General features: G+C 50.9%; 25 protein-coding genes and 1 tRNA gene. 3 read left to right on the top strand and 23 right to left on the bottom strand.

Annotation, left to right across the window (positions count from 1 at the left end):
• Position 1: 1 nt before the first annotated feature.
• The 13 genes from yycF to rpsF all read right to left on the bottom strand — a co-directional run bounded on the left by yycF (position 2) and on the right by rpsF (position 12087).
• Positions 2-736: a response regulator YycF gene (gene yycF / locus ABH899_RS14835; protein WP_369997513.1), complete on the bottom strand. Its 735-nt coding sequence runs from the start codon at positions 734-736 to the stop codon at positions 2-4.
• Between the two features lie 148 nt (positions 737-884).
• Complete coding sequence (locus ABH899_RS14830) at positions 885-2399, bottom strand: peptidoglycan DD-metalloendopeptidase family protein (protein ID WP_369997511.1); 1515 nt, start codon at positions 2397-2399, stop codon at positions 885-887.
• A 207-nt stretch (positions 2400-2606) separates the two neighbouring features.
• A complete protein-coding gene (locus tag ABH899_RS14825) occupies positions 2607-3332 on the bottom strand; it encodes a hypothetical protein (protein WP_009673419.1) in 726 nt (241 codons plus the stop codon).
• Between the two features lie 291 nt (positions 3333-3623).
• Positions 3624-4910 carry an adenylosuccinate synthase gene (locus ABH899_RS14820; RefSeq protein WP_369997508.1) on the bottom strand — a complete coding sequence of 429 codons (1287 nt, stop codon included), beginning with the start codon at positions 4908-4910 and terminating at the stop codon, positions 3624-3626.
• Positions 4911-5059: 149 nt separating this feature from the next.
• Positions 5060-6415: a replicative DNA helicase gene (dnaB, locus tag ABH899_RS14815; protein WP_009673460.1), complete on the bottom strand. Its 1356-nt coding sequence runs from the start codon at positions 6413-6415 to the stop codon at positions 5060-5062.
• Between the two features lie 65 nt (positions 6416-6480).
• Positions 6481-6924 (bottom strand): 50S ribosomal protein L9, encoded by a 444-nt coding sequence (rplI, locus tag ABH899_RS14810; protein ID WP_009673400.1) that lies wholly within the window; start codon positions 6922-6924, stop codon positions 6481-6483.
• Positions 6921-8888: a DHH family phosphoesterase gene (locus ABH899_RS14805; RefSeq protein WP_369997504.1), complete on the bottom strand. Its 1968-nt coding sequence runs from the start codon at positions 8886-8888 to the stop codon at positions 6921-6923. Before ABH899_RS14805 ends, rplI begins: the two co-directional genes overlap by 4 nt.
• A gap of 17 nt (positions 8889-8905) precedes the next feature.
• Positions 8906-9838, bottom strand: a complete 933-nt coding sequence (locus ABH899_RS14800; RefSeq protein WP_369997501.1) for a DUF2232 domain-containing protein — start codon at positions 9836-9838, stop codon at positions 8906-8908.
• Complete coding sequence (locus ABH899_RS14795; protein ID WP_217562979.1) at positions 9835-10146, bottom strand: MazG-like family protein; 312 nt, start codon at positions 10144-10146, stop codon at positions 9835-9837. Before ABH899_RS14795 ends, ABH899_RS14800 begins: the two co-directional genes overlap by 4 nt.
• Before the next feature lie 111 nt (positions 10147-10257).
• Positions 10258-10611 (bottom strand): cupin domain-containing protein, encoded by a 354-nt coding sequence (locus ABH899_RS14790; protein WP_369997497.1) that lies wholly within the window; start codon positions 10609-10611, stop codon positions 10258-10260.
• 339 nt (positions 10612-10950) lie between these two features.
• The gene (gene rpsR / locus ABH899_RS14785) at positions 10951-11259 is read right to left on the bottom strand and encodes a 30S ribosomal protein S18 (RefSeq protein WP_082211313.1); all 309 of its coding nucleotides are present in this window, start codon (positions 11257-11259) and stop codon (positions 10951-10953) included.
• A 19-nt stretch (positions 11260-11278) separates the two neighbouring features.
• Entirely contained in the window at positions 11279-11761 is a 483-nt protein-coding gene (gene ssb / locus ABH899_RS14780; protein WP_009673468.1) for a single-stranded DNA-binding protein, read from the bottom strand.
• 38 nt (positions 11762-11799) lie between these two features.
• Positions 11800-12087, bottom strand: a complete 288-nt coding sequence (gene rpsF / locus ABH899_RS14775; protein ID WP_009673440.1) for a 30S ribosomal protein S6 — start codon at positions 12085-12087, stop codon at positions 11800-11802.
• 244 nt (positions 12088-12331) lie between these two features.
• On the opposite strand from rpsF, the gene ABH899_RS14770 reads away from it, so the two are divergent.
• The gene (locus ABH899_RS14770) at positions 12332-12514 is read left to right on the top strand and encodes a YjzC family protein (protein ID WP_009673434.1); all 183 of its coding nucleotides are present in this window, start codon (positions 12332-12334) and stop codon (positions 12512-12514) included.
• Between the two features lie 17 nt (positions 12515-12531).
• Positions 12532-12813, top strand: a complete 282-nt coding sequence (locus ABH899_RS14765; protein WP_009673391.1) for a hypothetical protein — start codon at positions 12532-12534, stop codon at positions 12811-12813.
• A 134-nt stretch (positions 12814-12947) separates the two neighbouring features.
• On the opposite strand, the gene ABH899_RS14760 is transcribed toward ABH899_RS14765, so the two are convergent.
• From ABH899_RS14760 to ABH899_RS14745, 4 genes are all read right to left on the bottom strand, one after another.
• A tRNA-Ser gene (locus tag ABH899_RS14760) sits at positions 12948-13038 on the bottom strand.
• 78 nt (positions 13039-13116) lie between these two features.
• A complete protein-coding gene (locus ABH899_RS14755; RefSeq protein ID WP_369997493.1) occupies positions 13117-13353 on the bottom strand; it encodes a DUF951 domain-containing protein in 237 nt (78 codons plus the stop codon).
• Positions 13354-13356: 3 nt separating this feature from the next.
• Complete coding sequence (locus ABH899_RS14750) at positions 13357-14280, bottom strand: mechanosensitive ion channel family protein (RefSeq protein ID WP_369997490.1); 924 nt, start codon at positions 14278-14280, stop codon at positions 13357-13359.
• 13 nt (positions 14281-14293) lie between these two features.
• Positions 14294-14545 (bottom strand): putative Se/S carrier protein, encoded by a 252-nt coding sequence (locus ABH899_RS14745; RefSeq protein ID WP_369997487.1) that lies wholly within the window; start codon positions 14543-14545, stop codon positions 14294-14296.
• A 154-nt stretch (positions 14546-14699) separates the two neighbouring features.
• On the opposite strand from ABH899_RS14745, the gene yyaC reads away from it, so the two are divergent.
• Positions 14700-15314, top strand: a complete 615-nt coding sequence (gene yyaC / locus ABH899_RS14740) for a spore protease YyaC (RefSeq protein ID WP_369997484.1) — start codon at positions 14700-14702, stop codon at positions 15312-15314.
• On the opposite strand, the gene ABH899_RS14735 is transcribed toward yyaC, so the two are convergent.
• The 6 genes from ABH899_RS14735 to rsmG form a co-directional block, all read right to left on the bottom strand.
• Positions 15289-15783: a DUF4446 family protein gene (locus tag ABH899_RS14735; RefSeq protein WP_256124131.1), complete on the bottom strand. Its 495-nt coding sequence runs from the start codon at positions 15781-15783 to the stop codon at positions 15289-15291. The two genes, yyaC and ABH899_RS14735, sit on opposite strands and share 26 nt — an antisense overlap.
• Positions 15784-15851: 68 nt before the next feature.
• Positions 15852-17015, bottom strand: coding sequence for an aminotransferase class V-fold PLP-dependent enzyme (locus tag ABH899_RS14730; protein WP_369997481.1), 1164 nt, complete (start codon positions 17013-17015; stop codon positions 15852-15854).
• A 101-nt stretch (positions 17016-17116) separates the two neighbouring features.
• Positions 17117-17977 (bottom strand): ParB/RepB/Spo0J family partition protein, encoded by an 861-nt coding sequence (locus ABH899_RS14725; protein ID WP_009673433.1) that lies wholly within the window; start codon positions 17975-17977, stop codon positions 17117-17119.
• On the bottom strand, positions 17958-18731 hold the full coding sequence (locus tag ABH899_RS14720) for a ParA family protein (RefSeq protein ID WP_036739716.1): 774 nt from the start codon (positions 18729-18731) through the stop codon (positions 17958-17960). Before ABH899_RS14720 ends, ABH899_RS14725 begins: the two co-directional genes overlap by 20 nt.
• Before the next feature lie 431 nt (positions 18732-19162).
• Positions 19163-19990 carry a nucleoid occlusion protein gene (noc, locus tag ABH899_RS14715; protein ID WP_009673389.1) on the bottom strand — a complete coding sequence of 276 codons (828 nt, stop codon included), beginning with the start codon at positions 19988-19990 and terminating at the stop codon, positions 19163-19165.
• Between the two features lie 259 nt (positions 19991-20249).
• The gene (gene rsmG / locus ABH899_RS14710; RefSeq protein ID WP_369997477.1) at positions 20250-20978 is read right to left on the bottom strand and encodes a 16S rRNA (guanine(527)-N(7))-methyltransferase RsmG; all 729 of its coding nucleotides are present in this window, start codon (positions 20976-20978) and stop codon (positions 20250-20252) included.
• Positions 20979-20980: the final 2 nt, after the last annotated feature.

Below are 20980 nucleotides of genomic sequence, written 5' to 3'. Positions count from 1 at the left end.
CTCAGAAGCCTCCGTTTTTCGTTCCCCGCATCATGTAACCGAGCCCTCTCCGGGTCACGATATACTCCGGTTTGCTCGGATCGGCCTCCAGCTTCTCGCGCAGACGCCGGATCGTGACGTCCACCGTCCGGACATCGCCGTAATAGTCATAGCCCCATACGGCCTGGAGCAGATGCTCGCGCGTCATTACCTTGCCGGGATGCTTCGCCATATAGTGGATCAGCTCGAACTCCCTGTGGGTCAAATCCAGCGGTTCTCCGTCCCGGTAGACGACATACATGTCGCTGTCGATAAAGAGCCCGTGAAGCCGGATTCCGTTGGCTTCCTCCGGTTCCGGGTCCGCTTGTCCGAGCGGCGTGGTTTTGCTTTGGCGGCGCAAATGCGCTTTGACGCGGGCAAGCAGTTCCCGGTTGCCGAAAGGCTTCGTCACATAGTCGTCCGCCCCCATCTCCAGACCGAGCACTTTATCCAGCTCCGTGTCCTTCGCCGTTAACATGATAATAGGCGTATTCAGCCTGGCGCGGATTTCCCGGCACACGTCCATCCCGTCTTTGACCGGCAGCATCAGATCGAGGAGAATAAGATCCGGCCGCTCCGAAAAAGCCAGCTCCACCGCCGCTCCGCCGTCATAAGCGCAGACGACCTGGTAGCCCTCTTTTTCCAAATTAAACTTCAATATATCTGCAATCGGTTGTTCGTCGTCGACCACGAGTATTTTGCCATTTGTGCCGAACATGTCTCTCTCATCACCTGTCCTTCACCTAGAAAACCATACCCTTTTATTGTAACATACCTGTACGCAAAAAGAGACATAGCCCCCCCGCCCGGGAGGCCACATCTCTCTCAAAAAACTTGCGTCTATGATAGGCGATTCGCATCGCGATTTACCGGTTCAAATATTTCAGCGGATTTTCCAGGCTGCCGCCTTTGTGGATCTCGAAGTGAAGATGAACGCCGGTCGAGTCGCCCGTGCTCCCCATGATCCCGATCTGCTCTCCTTTTTCCACGATGGTGCCGGCAGTGGTTTCTACCTTGCTCATGTGAGCATACATCGTTTCGTACCCGTTCATATGATCGATAAGAACATAATTGCCGTAATCCGATTTATAACCGGCCGACACCACTTTCCCGTTGTCCGCCGCCATGATCGTGTGATTGCCTACAATGTCGATGCCTTTGTGCATCTTGCCCCAACGTGTACCGAACGTAGAGGTGATGGATTGTGAAAGAACCGGCCATGCGAATGTCCCTGTGCCTTCCCCTTTTACAACCTTGGTGCCTTTTCTTACTTTCTCCGTTATCGGCTGTTCAACGATGTCTTCTCCGACGATTTTCTCGTCCGTCAGTTGGCCGTTGATCTTCGTCAGCTCATACGTGACCTGTTTCAATCCGTTCTTGCCCGGAGAGATCGTCTCCACAATGCCTTCTTTCATCGTCGGATCCGTTTCGACTTCGGTTTCGAAGTGGACCTCCTCGTTCTCCACCATCTTCTCGACCGTCTTGACGGACAGAGCCGGCTGAATGACCGTAAGGTCGAGCACATCGCCTTCGCGGATCATATCGTCATGAATCCAAGGATTCTTGTCGTAAATCACCTGCTTCGGGATGTTCAGCTTCTGGGCGATGCAGCCCACACAATCTCCGGCTACCACCGTATACTTCGTCGGCTGTACGCCGCCCGTCTTGATTTTGGCGATCAGCTCCTCCGGCTTCATCACATCCTGAGGCTGGATATCGACGGCTTCCTCCGTTTTGACCTGCTGGACGAATTCCACCTTCTCGACCGTGGCCGGTGCCGCAGAAGGACTGCCGTCCGCCGACAGAACGGCGACCTTGCTTTCCTTTTCCTTCTGCTCGAAAGGCTTCTTGATCTCCGCCAGCACCCGATCGGCCGTGGCCTGATCTTTGACGATCGCATACGTTTTGCCTTCGATAACCAGTTCTACACCGGATGCGACAGGCTTCAGCTTCTCGTCAAGCAGCGCGAGCACCTGCTGATCGTCCGTTTTCTTCATGAAAGCTTTCTCCGGTTTGGGTTCTTCGATGTCGGGTAATGCCATATGTACATCCGGATACTGCTTTTCCAGCTTTTCTTCACGTTCTTGTTTGTACTCCTGCAAAATTTCCTTCGAACTGATGTAACCGAGTGTCTCCTGACCGACTTTGACCGGGTAAATGTCCGCGAGATTCGCTTTGACATACTGCTGACCGCTAACGGTTAAAAATCCGATTATTGCTATGGAACTGACGCTATATAGGAAGAACCCTTTTCCCCGTCCTGCCGGATCAGCCGCAAGTTCGGTGGAAGGTTCCGCTTTATTCCCGGTCAAGCTATGCCACTGAGCCCGGCTTTGATTCCACAACTTCCTGGCCCAATCTACTGCTTTAAAACCTTTCATATCCTTCTCCTTATCCCTATGTTTCTTTACGTGGCAAGAGAATGATAGGCCCAGCCGATCATCTCCAACTCTACCAGCGCATAAAACTTCCTTAATAATTTACCACACCTTCTCTTGCGGTTTCAAGAAAACAGGGGGTTGCCACTATTAGGAACGGTTTGGAAGAAGCTCAAAAATCAGGATTGAAAGGGATTCAAAAGGGCTTAATCAGCCCCCATATTTTTTCAAAATCCCCGAAAGCTGTTCATATTCGGCCGGATTCAGGTATTTTTTCAGCTTGCTGTCCACTTCCTTCAGCTCCTCGGCTGTAATGCCGTCTTCCACCATCGCGGAAAGCTTCTGAACTTCTTCCGCAGGCAGCTTCGCGACGAGAATGGAGAAGATTTTCTGCTTGTCGCCGCTCGACAGAGCGTCCTTCTTCTTGGAAAAGTCATCCGTCGACATGACCACGTCCCGCTTCTGCGCATCCTTCGGATCAGGGCTTGCCTGCCCCTCCTTCAACTCGCCCATTACGGCGACGGCATCCGGCATTCCGCTCGGCTCCGGCGAAGAGACGCCTCCCTGTACCGGGGAAGAGGACGGTGACGGCGTCCCAGAGCCGTCCAGACTGCCCGTCACGGGCTTTTCCGCTCCTCCGGGGGTTGCGGACGGGGTCGGACTCGGGCTTGGGCTGGGCTTCGACGAGGAAGCCGCTATGCGCTCCACCCGGTCGTTAACCGAGCCTCCCTTGCCTATCGCGCCTATACCGAACTGCTCGCCCAGCTTCCCGGTAATCTGAGAGAAGGAAAGCTTGCTTCCTATCGGCGGCAGCTGAAACTGCTTGAGCACTTCATCTACCATCGTAGTCACAATCACATACGTCGTAAAAATGGACAAAAAAGACATCACAACCGCACCGGCCGTCCACCTGCCTAACCGTCCCAACCATTTCATTCGTTCATCCACCGCCTTGAAACTTCTCGTTTATTCTGGTTTCTCTATAAGCCCAGTATTGACGGTTTAGACCCGGATCAACCCGCTATTTCCCAAAAAAACCTTAGAACCTCCAGCGCGCAGCTCCAAGCGCGGCGCAGCGTCGCATGAATGTGGTCACCCGGCCCCTGCCATTCCTTCCTTCCGGACAATAAAAAAGACCCCGCGCAGACGGAAGCAAGTCCGGTTGCGTGAGGTCTTAGGGACGATGATTAAGAAATCGTCCTCTCAATATGATCTTGTAAGAACCGATTAAGCGTAAACCGGGCGGACCAGGTTCGTCTGCTCACGGTTACGGCCGACGGAGAAGATGGCCAGCGGAATACCGGTCAGCTGAGAAACGCGCTCCAGGTAATGACGCGCATTTTCCGGCAGGTCGCTGAGCGATTTCGCGTTGGAGACGTCTTCGCTCCAGCCCGGAAGCTCTTCGTACACCGCTTCGCACTCGGATAGCATGTTAAGGCTCGCCGGATAGTGCTCGATGATCTCGCCTTTGTACTTGTAGCCTGTGCAAATCTTAACCGTCTCCAGGCCTGTCAGCACGTCGATGGAGTTCAGGGACAGGCCGGTGATGCCGCTCACGCGGCGGGCGTGACGGACCACGACGCTGTCGAACCAGCCGACGCGGCGCGGACGTCCGGTAACGGTGCCGTATTCGTGGCCCGTTTCGCGGATTTGGTCGCCGATGGCATCGCTCAGCTCCGTCGGGAATGGACCGTCGCCGACACGGGTCGTGTAGGCTTTCGCTACGCCGATGATCTGGTTGATCTTCGTCGGGCCTACGCCGGAACCGATACATACGCCGCCGGCCGTCGGATTGGACGACGTCACGAACGGGTACGTGCCTTGGTCGATGTCGAGCATAACGCCCTGCGCGCCTTCGAACAGAACGCGCTTGCCGGCGTCAATCGCATCGTTCAGAACCACGGACGTGTCCGTTACGAACATGCGGAGCTGCTCGGCGTAACCGAGGTATTCTTTCAGAATCGCGTCCGCATCCAGACCGTCGCGTCCGTACACCTGCTTCAGCAGCGTGTTCTTGTCTTCGACGATATGGCGGAGTTTGCGCTCGAACTCTGCCGCGTCCATCAGGTCCGCGATACGGATGCCGTTACGCGCCGCTTTATCCATGTAGCAAGGGCCGATGCCTTTGCGGGTCGTGCCGATTTTGTTAGCGCCTTTGCGGTCTTCTTCCAGTTCGTCCAGAAGCAGATGATAAGGCATAATCACATGGGCGCGGTCGCTGATTTTCAAATTGTCTACCGAGAATCCGTTATCGCGAATATATTGAAGTTCGTCTACCAGAGCAGCCGGGTTGATGACCATGCCGTTTCCGATGACACACATTTTATCGTGATTGAAAATACCGGACGGTATCATCGTCAGCTTGTACTTCTTGCCTCCGATCAGAATGGTGTGGCCGGCATTGTTGCCGCCTTGGTAGCGGGCGACCACTTCCGCGGACTCCGCCAAATAGTCCGTGATTTTCCCTTTCCCTTCGTCTCCCCATTGGGTTCCGACTACAACCACTGTTGACATTCTGTATTACCTCCGTTAGGCGAATTGCATCGCCACTCATTTTGCTTACTTCTTTTACACACCACTTTAGTGTAGCAGACCGCATGAAGCAAAGTCAACAAAACGCGAACAATCATACTATCTCTAGTATGATTGTTCGGATATTTCAGTCAACCTGTCTGCATCTCCTGATGAGCGCGATCCATGTTGACGAATTTATTAAAGTTTTTGAGAAACGCCAGTTCTACCGTGCCGACCGGGCCGTTACGCTGCTTGGCGATAATGATCTCGATGATGTTCTTTTTCTCGGATTCCTTGTCGTAGTAATCGTCCCTGTACAGGAACGCCACGATGTCGGCATCCTGCTCGATCGAACCGGATTCCCGAAGGTCGGACATCATCGGACGCTTATCCTGACGCTGCTCCACACCCCGGCTGAGCTGGGAGAGCGCGATGACCGGCACGTTCAGCTCACGCGCGATCTGTTTGAGCGTACGGGAGATCTCGGAGACCTCCTGCTGACGGTTGTCTCCCTTGCCCCTGCCCTGGATAAGCTGCAGGTAGTCGATCAGGATCATGCCTAGCCCCTTCTCCTGCTTGAGACGGCGGCACTTCGCCCGGATGTCCGCTACCGTGACGGAAGGCGAATCGTCGATGTAGATGTCCGCTTCGGAAAGCGAACCGATCGCCATCGTCAGCTTCTCCCAGTCATCGCCTTCGAGGAAGCCGGATCTGAGGCGGGTTGCGTCGACGTTGGCTTCCGCGCAGATCATACGCTGCACAAGCTGAGCGGCGCCCATCTCGAGCGAGAAGATCGCGACGGTTTCCTTCGCCCTGACGCCGACATTCTGTGCGATGTTAAGGGCAAATGCCGTCTTACCGACGGAAGGACGGGCCGCCACAATGATTAAGTCGGAGCGCTGGAAGCCGGACGTCATTTTGTCGAGATCGTTGAAACCCGACGGAATCCCGGTGGAGCCGCCTTTATGGGAATAAAGAAACTCCACCCGCTCGAAGACTTCCATCAGAACGTCCCGGATGGAGATGAAGCCGTTGGAAGCCCGGCGCTGCGAAATTTCGAGAATGCGGGCTTCCGCATCGTTGAGCATCATGCCCACATCGTCGGCGCTCGCGTAGCCGTCCGATACGATCTGCGAAGCGGTCCGGATGAGCCTCCGGAGCAGCGATTTCTCTTCTACGATTTGCCCGTAGTAGTCAATATTCGCTGCCGTCGGAACGGCATTGGCCAGCTCCGACAAATAGGCGACGCCGCCGATTTCCTCCAGCTGCTGCTTGTTCTGCAGCCGGGCGGTCAGCGTCACAAGATCGACCGGCTCGTCTTCCTCCGCCAGCTCGATCATCGCTTCGAAGATGTGCTGATGGGCCGGACGGTAGAAATCGTCCGGACTCATCCGCTCCATCGCCGTGATCAGCGAGTCGCTGTCCAGCAGGATGGCGCCAAGAACGGCCTGTTCGGCTTCTATATTTTGCGGCAGAACACGTCCCATGAACATTTCTTCGTTCATGAACCTTCACCTGTTCTATTGTTAGTTTCTATCCTGTCCAAACTTAGAAGGAATAATAACACCGTCTATTCTTCCGACACTTGCACGCTGATCGTAGCCGTTACTTCCGTATGCAGCTTGACGGGCACTTTCGTTACGCCCAGGGAGCGGATAGGATCGTTCAGCAAAATTTTACGCTTATCGATCTTATAGCCGGCTTTCTCCAGTTGCTCCGCAATCTGCTTGCTTGTGATAGCCCCGAACAAACGGCCGCCTTCGCCGGCTTTCGTCTTGATAGTCACCGTTGTTTCGTTCAGCTTGCCTGCCAGAACTTCCGCGTCTTCTTTCTCCTGATCTTTACGCTTCTGTTCGGCTTTCTTCTGCTGGTCAACCTGCTTAACCGCCCCGTTCGTTCCTGCTGCGGCCAACCCGCGGGGGATCAGGAAATTCGTTGCGTAGCCCTCGGATACCTCTTTAATTTCCCCTTTTTTGCCTTGCCCTTTAACGTCCTTCAGAAATACGACTTTCATTCGAAAAGCCCCTCCTCTTCCTCTATCTCTTGCAATATTTGTTTCAGCTTCGCCGCCGCTTCCTGCGGAGTCAGCTCAAGCTGGGTCGCTGCATTCGTCAGGTGGCCGCCGCCGCCCATCCGTTCCATCACGATTTGAACGTTCATCGCGCCAAGCGAGCGCGCGCTGATGCCGGTTAAACCGTCCGGCCGTTCACAGATGACGAAGGAGGCGAAAACGCCGGTCATATTTAATAAGGTATCAGCCACCTGGGCAATCATCAACTGAGAATATTTGTGATTCTGTTCGCCGACCGCCAGAGCAATATGATCATACATCATTTCCGTATGCCTCATAATCTCCGCTTTCTCGATATAGGCTTGAAGATCTTCCTTCAGCATCTTCTGAATGAGAGTCGGGTCCGCTCCGTTCCGTCTCAGGAAAGAAGCCGCTTCGAACGTACGGGAGCCCGTACGGAGACTGAACTGCTTCGTGTCGACCACGATCCCGGCAAGCAGCACGGTGGCCTCCAGCGCGTCCAGCGACATCTTCTCGTTGAAGTACTGGAGCAGCTCCGTTACCAGCTCACAGGTCGAAGATGCGTACGGCTCCATGTACACGAGCACGGCATCGTGGAAAAACTCTTCGCTGCGGCGGTGATGATCCACGACCATGACACGGTGTGTCAGGTTAAACAGCCTCGGCTCGGCGACCATCGAAGCTCGGTGAGTATCCAGCACGACGGCCAGCGTGCGCTGCGTCGTGATCTGCATCGCCTGCGCCGGTGTGATGAACCACCGGTTCAGCTTCTCGTCCTCTTCGATCATCGCCATCAGCTTCTCGATCGAAGGATTGATGCCTTCCAGCACAATGTAGCCTTCTTTGTTGCTGATCTGCACGGCCTTCAGCAGGCCGATCGCCGCGCCGATGGAGTCCATATCCGGAAAGCGGTGTCCCATGATGATGACCTTGTCGCTTTCCTTGATCAGATCTCTCAGCGCATGCGAGATCACGCGGGCACGCACGCGTGTGCGCTTCTCTACGGCGTTGGTGCGCCCGCCATAGAACGAGATGCGCTGGCCCGCCTTGACGGTCACCTGATCGCCTCCGCGGCCCAGAGACATGTCCAGGCTCGTCTGAGCGACCCGGCCGAGTTCCTCGAGCTCCTCGATGCCGGAGGCGATCCCCACGCTGACCGTGAGCGGGAGCTTGTATTCCATCGTGAGATCGCGCACTTCATCGAGGATATCGAAGCGGTTCTGCTCCAGCTCGCGCAGCGCCTTCTGATTCATCAGAATCAGGAAACGGTCGGATGAGGTCCTGCGCAGATACACTCCGTACCGGTGAGCCCACTCCGTGATTTCACCGGTTACCCGGGCGAGCATGATGCTCCGCGTCTGATCGTCCATTCCCTGGGTGACTTCATCCAGGTTATCCATCAGGACGATGCCGATCGCGATTTTTTCCTCGTCATGCTTCTGAACGAGCCGGACGTAATCCGTCACATCGCGGATATACAGAAGACGTTCTTCGGGACGGTGCCATATTTTGTACACCTGGCCGTCCTGCTCGACTTCATGCGTCTCTTCTTTTTCCTTCTCCTTGCCCGGCTTCCAGGTTGGAAGCACGTCCTCCAGGGAATCCCCGATCACGGAGTCCTTTTTGGCGAGCTTGGCGACGAACGGATTGTGCCATTCGATTTCTTTTTCTTCATTATATAGAATCATGCCGATCGGCAGCTCCGATATCACGTCGCCGGCGGATTTTTTGACCCGGTGCGTGATGGTGCCCAGATAAGCATTCAAATCGTGACGAAAAGCACTCTCCGCCTTCCACGAGAAGTACAGCACAAGTCCCGAGGCGAGCAGAGCAGCGACACCCAATACCCATTCATACAGAAACAGTACGATCGTTAAAGCGCCGAGCAGCGCAAACGTCCATACCATATGTTGTCCATGCCATCGTTTCGACAAGAATTTCGGCATTTATTCTCCCCTGACCCTTATCTAGATTTGAAGAGCCTTTCCCGCAACGGAAAAGCCACATCGAACACGCCGAGTAAACTGTAGAGCACAAGCAAAAACGGCATAAACACGATCAGAAGAATCGTGCCGACCACCGGCAGCAGTTTACCCCAACCTTTATAATGGGCCACGAACGCAAGAAACGAAATTGCTTGGATGGCGAACGCGAACATAAGCAGCGGCAGCAAATTGATAAGCAAAGCTGACATCAGCGAATTGGTCGCCGATACGAACAGCATATCCGCCGCGAACGCGATGAGGTAAATCCAGACGAACGCTTTCGGAAGTTTCCACTCTCTCACAGGCGGCATGCCGGGGATGTTTTCTCCCATGCGATTAAGCAGACGGCGTCCGATCAGATGAGTAACTCCGATAAAGTAGAGCGAGAACAGAATCATATCCAGCGGAATGATTTGTACGAGCACATCCACATACCACTGCATGTCGCCCTGGGTCGGCAGCATTCCCTTTACGGCAGGCTGCATGTTGTTTAAGTAATCCAGCATGACCGTTTTGAATTTCTTAATGAAATTCAATTTGAACAGGAACCCGATCACGAGCGTAAGCAGCATTTCGGCCAGAAAAGTAAGCGTACCGTACGTGATGACCAGATGTGCGGGCGCCTTCTTCTTATAAAGCGTGCCGATTACGATGACCGGCGGCAGCAGGAATAGCGAAATGGCCAAGACGACGAATCCCGTCCACCCGAGCAATAAATTCACAACCAGGAGAATTCCCAGATAGACAGCTGTAAATCGTTTGGCGTCCAGCTTCACGAACAGAATCAAGACCGGAATCATCAGGAAACTGGCCGTAATCACCAAATAGGACGTCATAAAAGATAACAGAAAGAGTATATACAGCAGACCCCATCCGATGAACTGCAAATTTTTCTTTGTCAACGCGTTCACCTCTTACGAAGATGATCTTCCAGTGCCGAGATATCTCCATACCAATCCTCGAGCTGGTGACCCTCTTCTCTATGCTTTTTCATTTTATCCATGATTGCTTCATCTAAACTTCGAAAAGAGACCCCAAGCCGGCGGCCAAGTATATATACGCTGGAAATCAGACTGGCAAGGCCATCTATAATTTTAGCTTGATTGCCTTCCCATATCCCTTTCAACAGATGCGCTACCTGATCGACAACCTCGGTTTTGAGCCATTCAATGACCTTGACCCGCTTCGCGAGATCAACCTCTCTTTCCCGATTGGACAACGCCCGCTCCTCCCCTTATCCCTTACAAGCTTTATACACGATTATACCACAAAACAGCTTGAGCTGTGTTTCCTGAACTTGGCGCTTCACGGGCTCCGGGTACGTTAAATTTCAGTCAGGTTTGAGTTCTGCCTGGGGGATTCGGTCTCCTTTAGTACCCGGTTTGGAGATAACTAGAAACTCCGCTGCATCATGCGAACGGTTATGAATACAGTGCGGGGTTCCCGGCGCGATCCGAAGCCCTTCTTGAGGCCCCAGTTCATGCCGTTCGCCGTCCATCTCCATCACAACCTGCCCCGTTAAAATGAAAAAGAACTGCGCCGCGCGCTCATGCAAATGTCTCTCCTCGCTCTTTCCCGGAGGCATTCGTTCGTGAATAATCGTCTCGTCCCCTTTGTGGAGAAACCAGCCGTCGCATCCGTCTCCCCATACGTAATGCTCGGCGTTTTGTTTGCTGATTTTCAAATCATCCGACACTCCCCGGTTTTGTAGATAACTTTCGTCCCTTTTCTATCCACATGTGCATAACTTTCCGTCCGGATTTAGTCACCGTGTTTTCCACATGTCCCCAAGTCCTACCTCCATTCTATAAAAGTTCCTGTGGACTGTCTAACTTTGGCGGTTATCCACAACCCTGTTCCCCTCCGGAACGCAAAAAAACCGGAAATTTCTCTCCGGCTTCCTTCGTTCTATCCTTTTTTTGTTGAATCATTCTTGCCGATGCCGCTGCTTCCAGCTCGGTTGTCTTTTTTACGGATAAAAAAAGACAGCCGGCAGAACCGGCTGTCTTCTCCTCTATACAAACTACTCCGTAGTGTATGGAAGCAAAGCAATTGTGCGCGAGCGCTTGATTGCTGTTGTCAGCATACGCTGATACTTCGCGGAAGTACCTGTTACACGACGAGGCAAGATTTTACCTCTTTCGGAGATAAATTTCTTAAGGGTCTCGATATCTTTGTAATCGATATGAGTGATCTTGTTTGCTGTGAAGTAGCAAACTTTACGGCGCTTACCGCCTTTACCGCGGCGTGGAGTGAATTTACGCTCCGAACGCTCCGGACGATCACCGCCTTCCGAACGTTGCGGACGGCTGCTTGTTTGTTGTTCGCTCATTTGAGTCAGTCCTTTCTACTTAGAATGGCAAATCATCATCGGATATGTCGATCGGTTTCCCGTCGTCGAGGAAAGGATCCTGCTGTTGATCCCGCGTATTTCGGCCGCTGCCGCTTCCGCCGCCGCCATATCCACCGCCTGAACCGCCGGAGTAAGAACCCTCTTCACGGTTAGCGGAATTAGCAGATTCCAGGAAGCGCACATTATCGGCAATGACCTCGGTTACGTAAACTTTACGTCCCTCGTTATTGTCGTAAGAGCGTACCTGCATGCGTCCTTCCACAGCCGCCAAACGGCCTTTGCGAAGATAGTTGGCGCAAGTTTCCGCAAGCTGTCTCCAAGTCACGACAGGTATGAAATCGGCTTCCCGTTCCTTCGATTGCGAACTTACGAACGGCCGATCCACCGCCAGTGTAAATTGGGTTACGGCCACACCCGCAGGTGTGTAACGCAGCTCAGGATCTCTTGTCAGTCTGCCGATAAGAATTACACGGTTTAACAACGTTCATCCCTCCGATGCTTCCTTACTTAACACGCTGATTAAGCTACGTCTTTAACGATCAGGTAGCGAATGATTTCGTCGGAAATCTTCATTACACGATCAAGCTCTGCTACAACTGCAGGTTCTGCGTTGAAATGTACGAGCACATAGTGTCCGTCACGGAACTTGTTGATCTCATACGCAAGGCGACGTTTACCCATCAGGTCGTGCTTCGTAATTTCGCCACCACCGTTGGTGATAATGCCTTGGAACTTCTCTACAGTAGATTGAACTTGTTCTTGTTCAATGTCTGTACGAATGATATACATCACTTCGTATTTGCGCATGCTTGTCACCTCCTTTTGGACTAAGCGGCTCCCAATTCTGATCGGGAGCAAGGAGCGAGAATTAGTTGAATTACAAAACTCGCACCTAAATACTATAGCAGATTGCTTTCCCCATTACAAGTCACAACCTGTCCATCCGCCAGAACTGCCAATGTATGCTTACCGGCAGGCTCCCTGCGCGGCACATGCTTTCTTAAGCGAGGGACATACTAACCCCGTAATTAAAAGCTTGGAGGTGAAAAGCATGGGTGAGAAGACGCAGTTCGTGCCTGGCGACAAGGCGCCCAACGAAGGGCGCTACATCGAAATCGGCGAGAATGCCTTTCATATGGGGATCAACAACCCGGAAATCGTTCACTTGAAGAAAGGTGACTCGTTTCCCGACACCAAAAATCACAACCGCAAATGGAAACGGCTGTACCACTAAAAAGGAGCTCTGCCTTTATGAAGAAATCCTTCACACTATACGGGACGGTTTTCGGCCTTTTACTCTGTCTGATTCATTATTTCGGCCATGACCAGGACTCGCTGTATCTGCTCTTCTACTCCCTCAGCGTTCCTGCCTGGTTTGCTCCCATGTTTACGAATGTCTACGAGATCTCCATGGGTAAAATGTTCGTGATCTACGTGCTTACCGTAGCTTCCTGGGCGCTTATCGGTTACGTCATCGACCGCTTCTCCGTTGTGCGGAAAGAACGGCAGGGACGTACCGGCGGGGCGGCCTGAAAGCGGACGAAGTCCGCCGCTTCGCAGAACGAACTTTGGGCCTGCTTCGGCAAGCCGATGTAAGCTGCAACCGCAATGGCATGCAAAAACCTCCTGCTTCATAACGAAGCAGGAGGTTATCATTGGTAAAGTTATGGCGGAAAGAGTGGGATTCGAACCCACGCACGGCTTGCGCCGCCTAGCTGATTTCGAGTCAGCCCCCTTGGGCCTCTTGGGTACCTTTCCGTATCGAGAACATTTTTTATTGTAGCACAAGCTGTGGTTAGTCTGCAAGAGGGAAATTCGTCAAGAAAAAAAGGAGCGTCAAGAACCTGACACTCCGTTTTCGGATGGTTCCACTCCCTTGTCTGCCGAGGACCGGAGCACCTTTTTCAGTTTGCTTTCGAACTTGGCGCGCGGCACCAGCACGCTGTGTTTGCAGCCTACGCATTTGATCCGGATGTCCATGCCCATACGAATAATTTCCATTTCGTTCGTTCCGCAGGGATGCTGTTTTTTCATCTGCACGATATCCCCGAGTTCGTACTGCTTCTTCTCCATAGGCTACACGGCTCCCCTTTCCCCTTTGAAATAGGTCACGGTTTTCGGACACGGAATCTCGATTCCGTGCGCATCCAGCTGCTTTTTCACTTCCGCGAACATTTTACGCTGCACATCCACCTGCATATTCGGTTTGCACTCCGCTGTAATCCTCAGAACAATCTCCGACTGTCCCATAGACTGGACACCGAGTACCTTCGGCTCACTTACGATATTTTCGTTGCCTTCCGCCATCCGGTCCACGGTTTTTTGCAGAACTTCCATCGTTTTATCGATATCCGATTCATAAGCAATCGAAATATCGACGATCGCCAGCGAATTATTGATCGAATAGTTCGTAACCTGTTTGATATTCCCGTTCGGAATAAAGTGAACTTCCCCTGTCCAGCTGCGGAGCCGGGTTACCCGGATGCCGATTTGCTCTACGGTTCCCCGGAACGTATCGACTTGAATAACGTCCCCTACGGCAAACTGATCCTCGAAAATAATGAAGAACCCCGTTATGACATCCTTCACCAAGCTTTGGGCTCCGAAACCGATCGCCAGTCCGAGCACACCCGCTCCGGCGAGAATAGGTCCCAGATTAATGCCTACTTGGGCCAGAATAAGCAGAATGGTTATAAAATTGACTACATAAGAAATGATGTTGTGAATAAGCTTGCCGATTGTAGCTGTGCGTCTCGGATCGAACTTAAGAGGGCTCTTCTCCCTCGTTTCCATCATCCGGTTAACAAGCTTGTCGGCCACTTTAATAATTAAACGCGAGAGTACGTATATAACGATAATTTCAACGATCGTTGCTCCGTACTTGATCAGCTGTTGGGAATCCAGCAAATATTTTTTGATATCATCCACGAAATGGGTCACCGTTTCTTCAGGATTTTGCAGTCCCGTAATGGCAGCCAGTCTGCTTCCCATGTTAGTCATTTTGTCACCGCCCTTACTTTTCCATCCTAACATATTCGGATTCTTTTTTGAAATAAATGCCCCTGATTTCCACCTTCTCCGTCTCGATGATCCGCTGCACTTCCGTATAGTCCTCTGCCGGAAATTGAATGGAAAGCGCACAGCCCGCCGTTACGCCTTTGGGAGTCGGGCACAGGTCGATTTCGATATCCGCGTATTCGAGCAGCATTTCGGCCCGCAGCGCCTGCTGGGTAGAGTCGAATGCAATGAGCAGCCGTTCCCCCATTCTTCATCCCTCTCTTCACTCTAGTTTCTTCTCTATCGACTACGTATATTTTATCGACTTTCTCCGTATACTAGTAAAAACTTCTAAGCGCCCAGCTAATGCCTGCCGAAAGCGTTTTTCCACGATTAAGAAGACAAACCCGGAGGGATCCTCAATGAAACCATTCGGCTTTTCCGCGAAACCGGCTGCCGAGCAGCCCGCTTCTATTAAACTTTCTCATTCGGACAGCAGCACGCCTGCAGCTCTATCCGCATACTTTTCCGAGATTCTAAAAAAGCTGCCCTCCTATCAACCTATTGTGATCGTTTGTGTCGGTACGGACCGTTCCACAGGCGATTCACTAGGCCCCCTGGTTGGCAGCAATTTAAAGAGACGAAGCGGCGCTTCCTACTCCCTGTACGGAACCTTGGATGAGCCGGTACACGCCATGAATTTGTCGGATACGATTACGGCTGTCGAGACAGCCCACCGCTATCCCTTCATCGTGGCGATTGACGCTTGTCTCGGTCAGGTATCCAGTGTCGGTTCTATACAAGTCGGGCATGGCCCGCTTAAGCCGGGAGCAGGCGTAAATAAGGAACTTCCGTCGGTTGGCGATATCCATGTTACCGGTATTGTAAACGTCGGCGGTTTTATGGAGTATTTCGTGCTTCAAAATACCCGCCTCAATCTGGTGATGAATATGGCCGACGTTATCGCAGGCTCCCTCCATCACGCGCTTTGTTCCGTCCGGCGATCTTCCCCTACTTCTGCGCTAACGTCAGATTGATCGCTTCTTTCTCCTCGGGAGAAAGCGAGTATGGAGAACCGCCCTTCTCGACCGGTTTGGCATAGATGTATGTATCTTCCCTGCTGTGAATGCCGGTGATGAGAATCCCATCTTCATACTCGTCCAGAATAGCCACCGTGAAGCTCATAAGACTTCCCGTGTCCGAGAAGGCGTTATAGCGGTGAATGCCGACCTTGGATTTCATCCGTTTCATGGATTGGCTGATCCGGTTCAGCCGGTCCGCCGTATCTCCCTGCAGGATGATCTGATCCTCAATCTGCTGCTGCATGTGAACAAGCAGCTGTTCGATATTAACCTCTCCGGCGCCATTCATGACTTTCTTATATTGTTTGCGAAGCTTGCCCAGTTTAATCCACAACGCAAGCATTCCGATTAACAGCAACAAGACAAGCAAACAAAGAACCGATAAAATCGGTTCAACCGGCAGCCCGATGTTGTTTTCACCCATGTCCTTCTTCCCCTCTGCTATCTTGTCTCGCTGTTTCTTGTTCATTCCAGTCGGCTGCGCGTTCCTGCTTATAAAATAACGGAGTCCGCTATTTCTTTGACCGCTTCAATTAGAGCATCCACTTCTTCATCTGTCGTAAAATAGCTGACACTTGCCCGGACGGCACCGGTTTTACCTGTGCCTGCGGTTTCATGCGCAAGCGGCGTGCAGTGATAGCCGGCTCTGACCGCGATGCCGTAATGCTGGTCCAGGATGAACGCCACCTCGGACGCGTCCATGTGCTCCAGGACGAAGGATACGATACCCGTCCGCTCTTCACCTATTGCGGGACCGAGAAGCCGAAGATCCGGCACATCACGGAGCGCTTCCATGATCCGCTGAGTTTGCCGCCACTCCTTCGCGTGAATGTTCTCCACACCCGTCTGCAGGACAAACTTCAGGCCTTCGCTTAACCCGGCTAATCCCGGGGTATTCGGCGTGCCCGCTTCGTACCTGTCCGGTCTTACGGAAGGCTGGTCGATCGCTTCCGACTGGCTGCCTGTTCCGCCGTGCATAAGAGGCTCCAGATCGAGCCGGGGATGGATATACAGGCCTCCCGTCCCTTGAGGCCCCAGGAGACCTTTATGGCCCGGAAACGCCAACATGTCGATCCCCATCTGCTCCACGTGAATAGGAAGAATTCCGGCCGTCTGAGCGGCATCTACGAGCAAGCATATCCCCTTCTCTTTGCAGAGCTGCCCAATATCAGCGACAGGCAGGATGCTTCCGAGCAAATTGGAGCTATGGTTGATAACGACAAGCGAAGTGTTGCTTTGAATATTTTCCTTTAAGGCCTCTATGTTTATTCTCCCGAATTCATCGGTTTCCAGATAGGTGACCTGCACGTTTTTGGTACGCCTCAAATATTCAAGGGGTCTTCGGACGGAGTTATGCTCTACTGCCGTACAGATAACATGCTCTCCCTCTTTCACATGGCCTTTGATAGCCAAATTGAGGGCTTCCGTTGTGTTGGAACCGAATGCAAGATCATTTGGATTTTTAAAACCGAACAGCTTTGCTGCGTGCTTGCGTGCTTCGAACACAACCCGGCTTGCCTGTACAGCCATGGCATGACTGCCTCTGCCGGGATTAGCCGCATACTCGTTGATGCAGCGCAGCACAGCCTCTCCGACCTGCGGCGGTTTTGGCCACGAGGAAGCGGCATTATCGAAATATAAAAACGGCTTCGTCACTGCCGGCCCCTCCTCACAAAGATAGCATACCTTCTCTCACTTTCTTTACGGACAGAAAGCCAAAGATTTGTATGCTATGTATGGTTTAGTTAGATAAACAATCAGGAAATCTGCCCTTGAAGCATTTCCAGCAATCTTTCCAAATCATCTTTGGAGTAATACATCAGTTCGATTCGTCCTTTATAATTTTGATGCTTGATCCGGACCGTCGTACGATAATGATCCTGAAGTTGTTCTTCCGCCTGATGAAGATAAGGATCTTTCTTCTTGTCTTTCACCTTCGGTTTTTCCTTGTCTTCGGAAGCAAGCTCTTCACGCCGCTTAATCTCTTCCTCCAACTGGCGAACGCTCCATTGACCGTTAATACAAGCATCCGTCAGCTCTTTCTTCACCTTGTCATCCTTAACCCCTACAATCGCGCGGGCATGTCCCATGGACAGTGTTCCACGTGAAACATATTGCTTGATGGATTCAGGCAAATGAAGAAGACGCAGAAAGTTCGCGATATGAGAACGGCTCTTGCCTACTTTTACAGACAACTCTTCTTGCGTTAATGAAAACTGATCTATGATGGCTTGATAAGCGATTGCAATCTCCATCGCATTCAAATCTTCCCGCTGAACGTTTTCGATCAATGCAATTTCCATAACCTGCTGATCGCTAAGCTTTTTCACAACCGCCGGAATAGTTGCTAAACCGCTTGCCTGAGAAGCGCGGAATCTTCTCTCCCCGGCAATAATCTCGTATCCTTTTAAAACCGTACGAACAATGATCGGCTGAATAACGCCATGTTCCTTGATGGAAGAAGCCAGCTCTTGAATACCGTCTTCGTTAAAATGTTTACGAGGTTGGTATGGATTCGCCCGCAGCTGATTCAAAGGGATTTCAATGACCTTGTCCTCTTCCCCGATCTCCAGCTCCGGAATAAGCGCTCCGAGACCTTTACCTAGTCGTTTGCTCAAGACTAATCACTTCCTTTGCAAGCTCTAAGTATACTTCCGCACCTTTAGACCGCGGGTCATAAGTAATAATGGATTGTCCATGGCTCGGCGCTTCGCTAAGTCGGACATTACGCGGTATAATCGTTTGATACACTTTTTGCTGAAAATATTTCTTCACTTCTTCAATGACCTGGATACCTAGGTTTGTACGGGCGTCAAACATCGTTAGGAGAACGCCTTCAATTTGCAGTGATGTGTTTAAATGCTTCTGCACAAGTCTGACTGTATTCAACAGCTGACTTAATCCTTCAAGCGCATAATACTCGCACTGGATCGGAATAATCACGGAATCGGAAGCCGTCAGTGAGTTAATGGTCAAAATCCCTAACGACGGAGGACAATCGATGAGGATATAATCGTACATATGCTCGACAAGCTGAAGCGATTTTTTCAACCGAACTTCACGCGATATCGTTGGAACCAATTCAATTTCGGCGCCCGCCAATTGGATAGTGGCCGGAATAATGTTCAAATTCGGAATTTTAGTAGCAACTGTAGCGTCTTTCGGGTGAATATCATTAATTAGGACGTCATAAATACAGTATTCCACATCTGCTTTATTGACCCCAATCCCACTCGTCGTATTACCCTGAGGGTCGATGTCCACCAGCAGTACTTTTTTGCCGAGCGAAGCCAAACAAGCACCCAAATTGACAGATGTTGTTGTCTTCCCTACGCCGCCTTTTTGATTCGTTATCGCGATTGTCTTGGACAATTCATTCACCCCACTACCTTAAAACCTCTCATTAAAAATTTAACAAAGAGAATACTACTATATTACCATAATCAAGAGAACGAAACTAATAAAAATGCAGGTTCCGACAACAAAATGAAGAAATTTGGCAGATTGCTCGGCTGTAGTTTCAAATCGGTTTCCAAGCGTCAATTAAACTATACACATGCGGCTCTTTCCCACTTAGAATGCATGCAGTAAATAACGAACAAACCTATGACGTATCTCGCACCTAAAAAGTTTGCACTCTTCCTGATATTTTGCAGTTGAATTTTTAAAAACTTTTCTGGTAACCCCCCTCAATTAATTCCACATTCCAATCTTCCTAACAAAAAAACCTCCTGTTACAAATTCAGCTTCCTTTACGGGAGACTGCCTTTGTCATACAGGAGGATTATGCTTTAATCCCTTGATTATTTTGCTGAATGCTGCTTAGGAATTTTAATGATGATTTCGTAGTGATCTTCATGATCCTGCTCAGCCGTATTAATATTGAGACCCGAACTGGCTACCATCTCAACGGACTGTCTGATGGTATTTAGCGCCAGACGTACATCTTTCGAATAAGAAACACGTTTGCTTTTCTTAATCTGCGTAGCTTCTTTCAAAAATTGAATGCGTGTTTCCGTCTGCTTCACATTAAGCTCTTTAGCGATAACCTCTTCAAGAATTTTAACCTGAAGCTCTTCTTGATCCAAAGAAAGCAGTGCACGCGCATGCCTCTCTGTGATCTTCCGCTCAATAAGTGCCATTTTAACAGGTTCGCTCAAATTCAACAGACGAATCTTGTTGGCGATAGTCGATTGGCTTTTGCCCAGACGCTGTGCCAGGCTTTCTTGTGTGAGATCATGCATCTCTATAAGCTGCTGATAAGCGGCAGCTTCTTCGATCGCCGTCAAGCCTTCACGCTGCAGATTTTCGATTAAAGCAATAGACGCAGCTTGAGAATCGTTGAATTCCCGCACGATGGCAGGAATGGTTTCCAGACCGAGCTTTTTGACCGCTCTTAATCGGCGTTCCCCTGCTATTAACTCAAAAGTATTATTACGTACCCTTACAACGATAGGCTGAATAACGCCATGTGTACGAATCGTTTGGCAAAGTTCATCAATGCGATCATCATCAAAAATCGTTCTTGGCTGGTACGGACTCGGATTGATGTTTTGTACGGGAATGTTTTTAACTTCATCCATATTGCTTCGCTCCGTAAAACCAAAAAGTTTTGATAGCTGCTCTTTCATGAATATAATACCACCCAACTCTTCCCCGATATTTTACAGGAAGGAGAAAGCAAAGCCTCGGCATTCTACCAACCCGTTTATCTGAAACCAAAGAATTAAAGAAGGGTCGCAGACTCCCCTGTCACGACAATTCTATCCATAGATCTTTAATTGCGTAAAAATCCCTTATATAAGATATTCGTCAGCTACCCATCTTTTTCCTGCCAATAAAGGTAAGAATTCATGAAATTCCTGGTAATGATGTTCCACGTGAAACATCTTATTTCACTAAAGGCTGCTTTAAAGGTAATCCAGCTTTACGAGGGTATTTACCGGGTGTAGGTGCTGTTTTCTGGATTTGGATAAAATGTCGTACGGACTTCTCGACTGGCAATTCCAAACGATCTACCTGTTTAAGCTGTCCTTTGAGTAAGCCTATACTAAAGGCTGCCTCTTTCATCTCTTCTTCCGCATCCACGGCCTTCATCGCAACAAATAATCCCCCTACCTTCACAAATGGCAGGCAAAATTCATTCAGCACGCTGAGTCTAGCGACTGCCCGCGCCGTAACCAGATCATACCGGTCACGGTGCTGCTGCAGCCGGGCCGCATCTTCCGCACGGGCATGGACACACGTTACATCCGTCAATCCAAGCTCTTTTACGAGCTCATTCAGAAAAACAATCCGTTTGTTCAATGAATCCACAATCGTAACTTTCAGATGCGGAAAAGCGATTTTCAAAGGGATGCTGGGGAAACCGGCACCAGAGCCGATATCCGCCAGAGTCTCTACTTTTTCCATATCCACATAAAAGGCAAGCGAAAGCGAATCGTAGAAGTGTTTCAAATAAACCTGGTCGCGCTCTGTGATCGCGGTTAGATTGATTTTCTCGTTCCACTCTACGAGCAAACGGTAATACGTCTCGAACTGCTGGAGCTGTTCATCGGAGAAAGACAGCTGGTGGGGCTGCAAATGACTAACAAACTGCTCTTGTATTAAATCGGTCATAA

It is taken from the genome of Paenibacillus sp. RC84 (genome assembly GCF_041260495.1).
Lineage (GTDB): Bacteria > Bacillota > Bacilli > Paenibacillales > NBRC-103111 > Paenibacillus_F.
The sequence above is the reverse complement of the archived record's forward strand: the minus strand, read 5'-3'. Positions and strand labels throughout refer to the sequence as shown.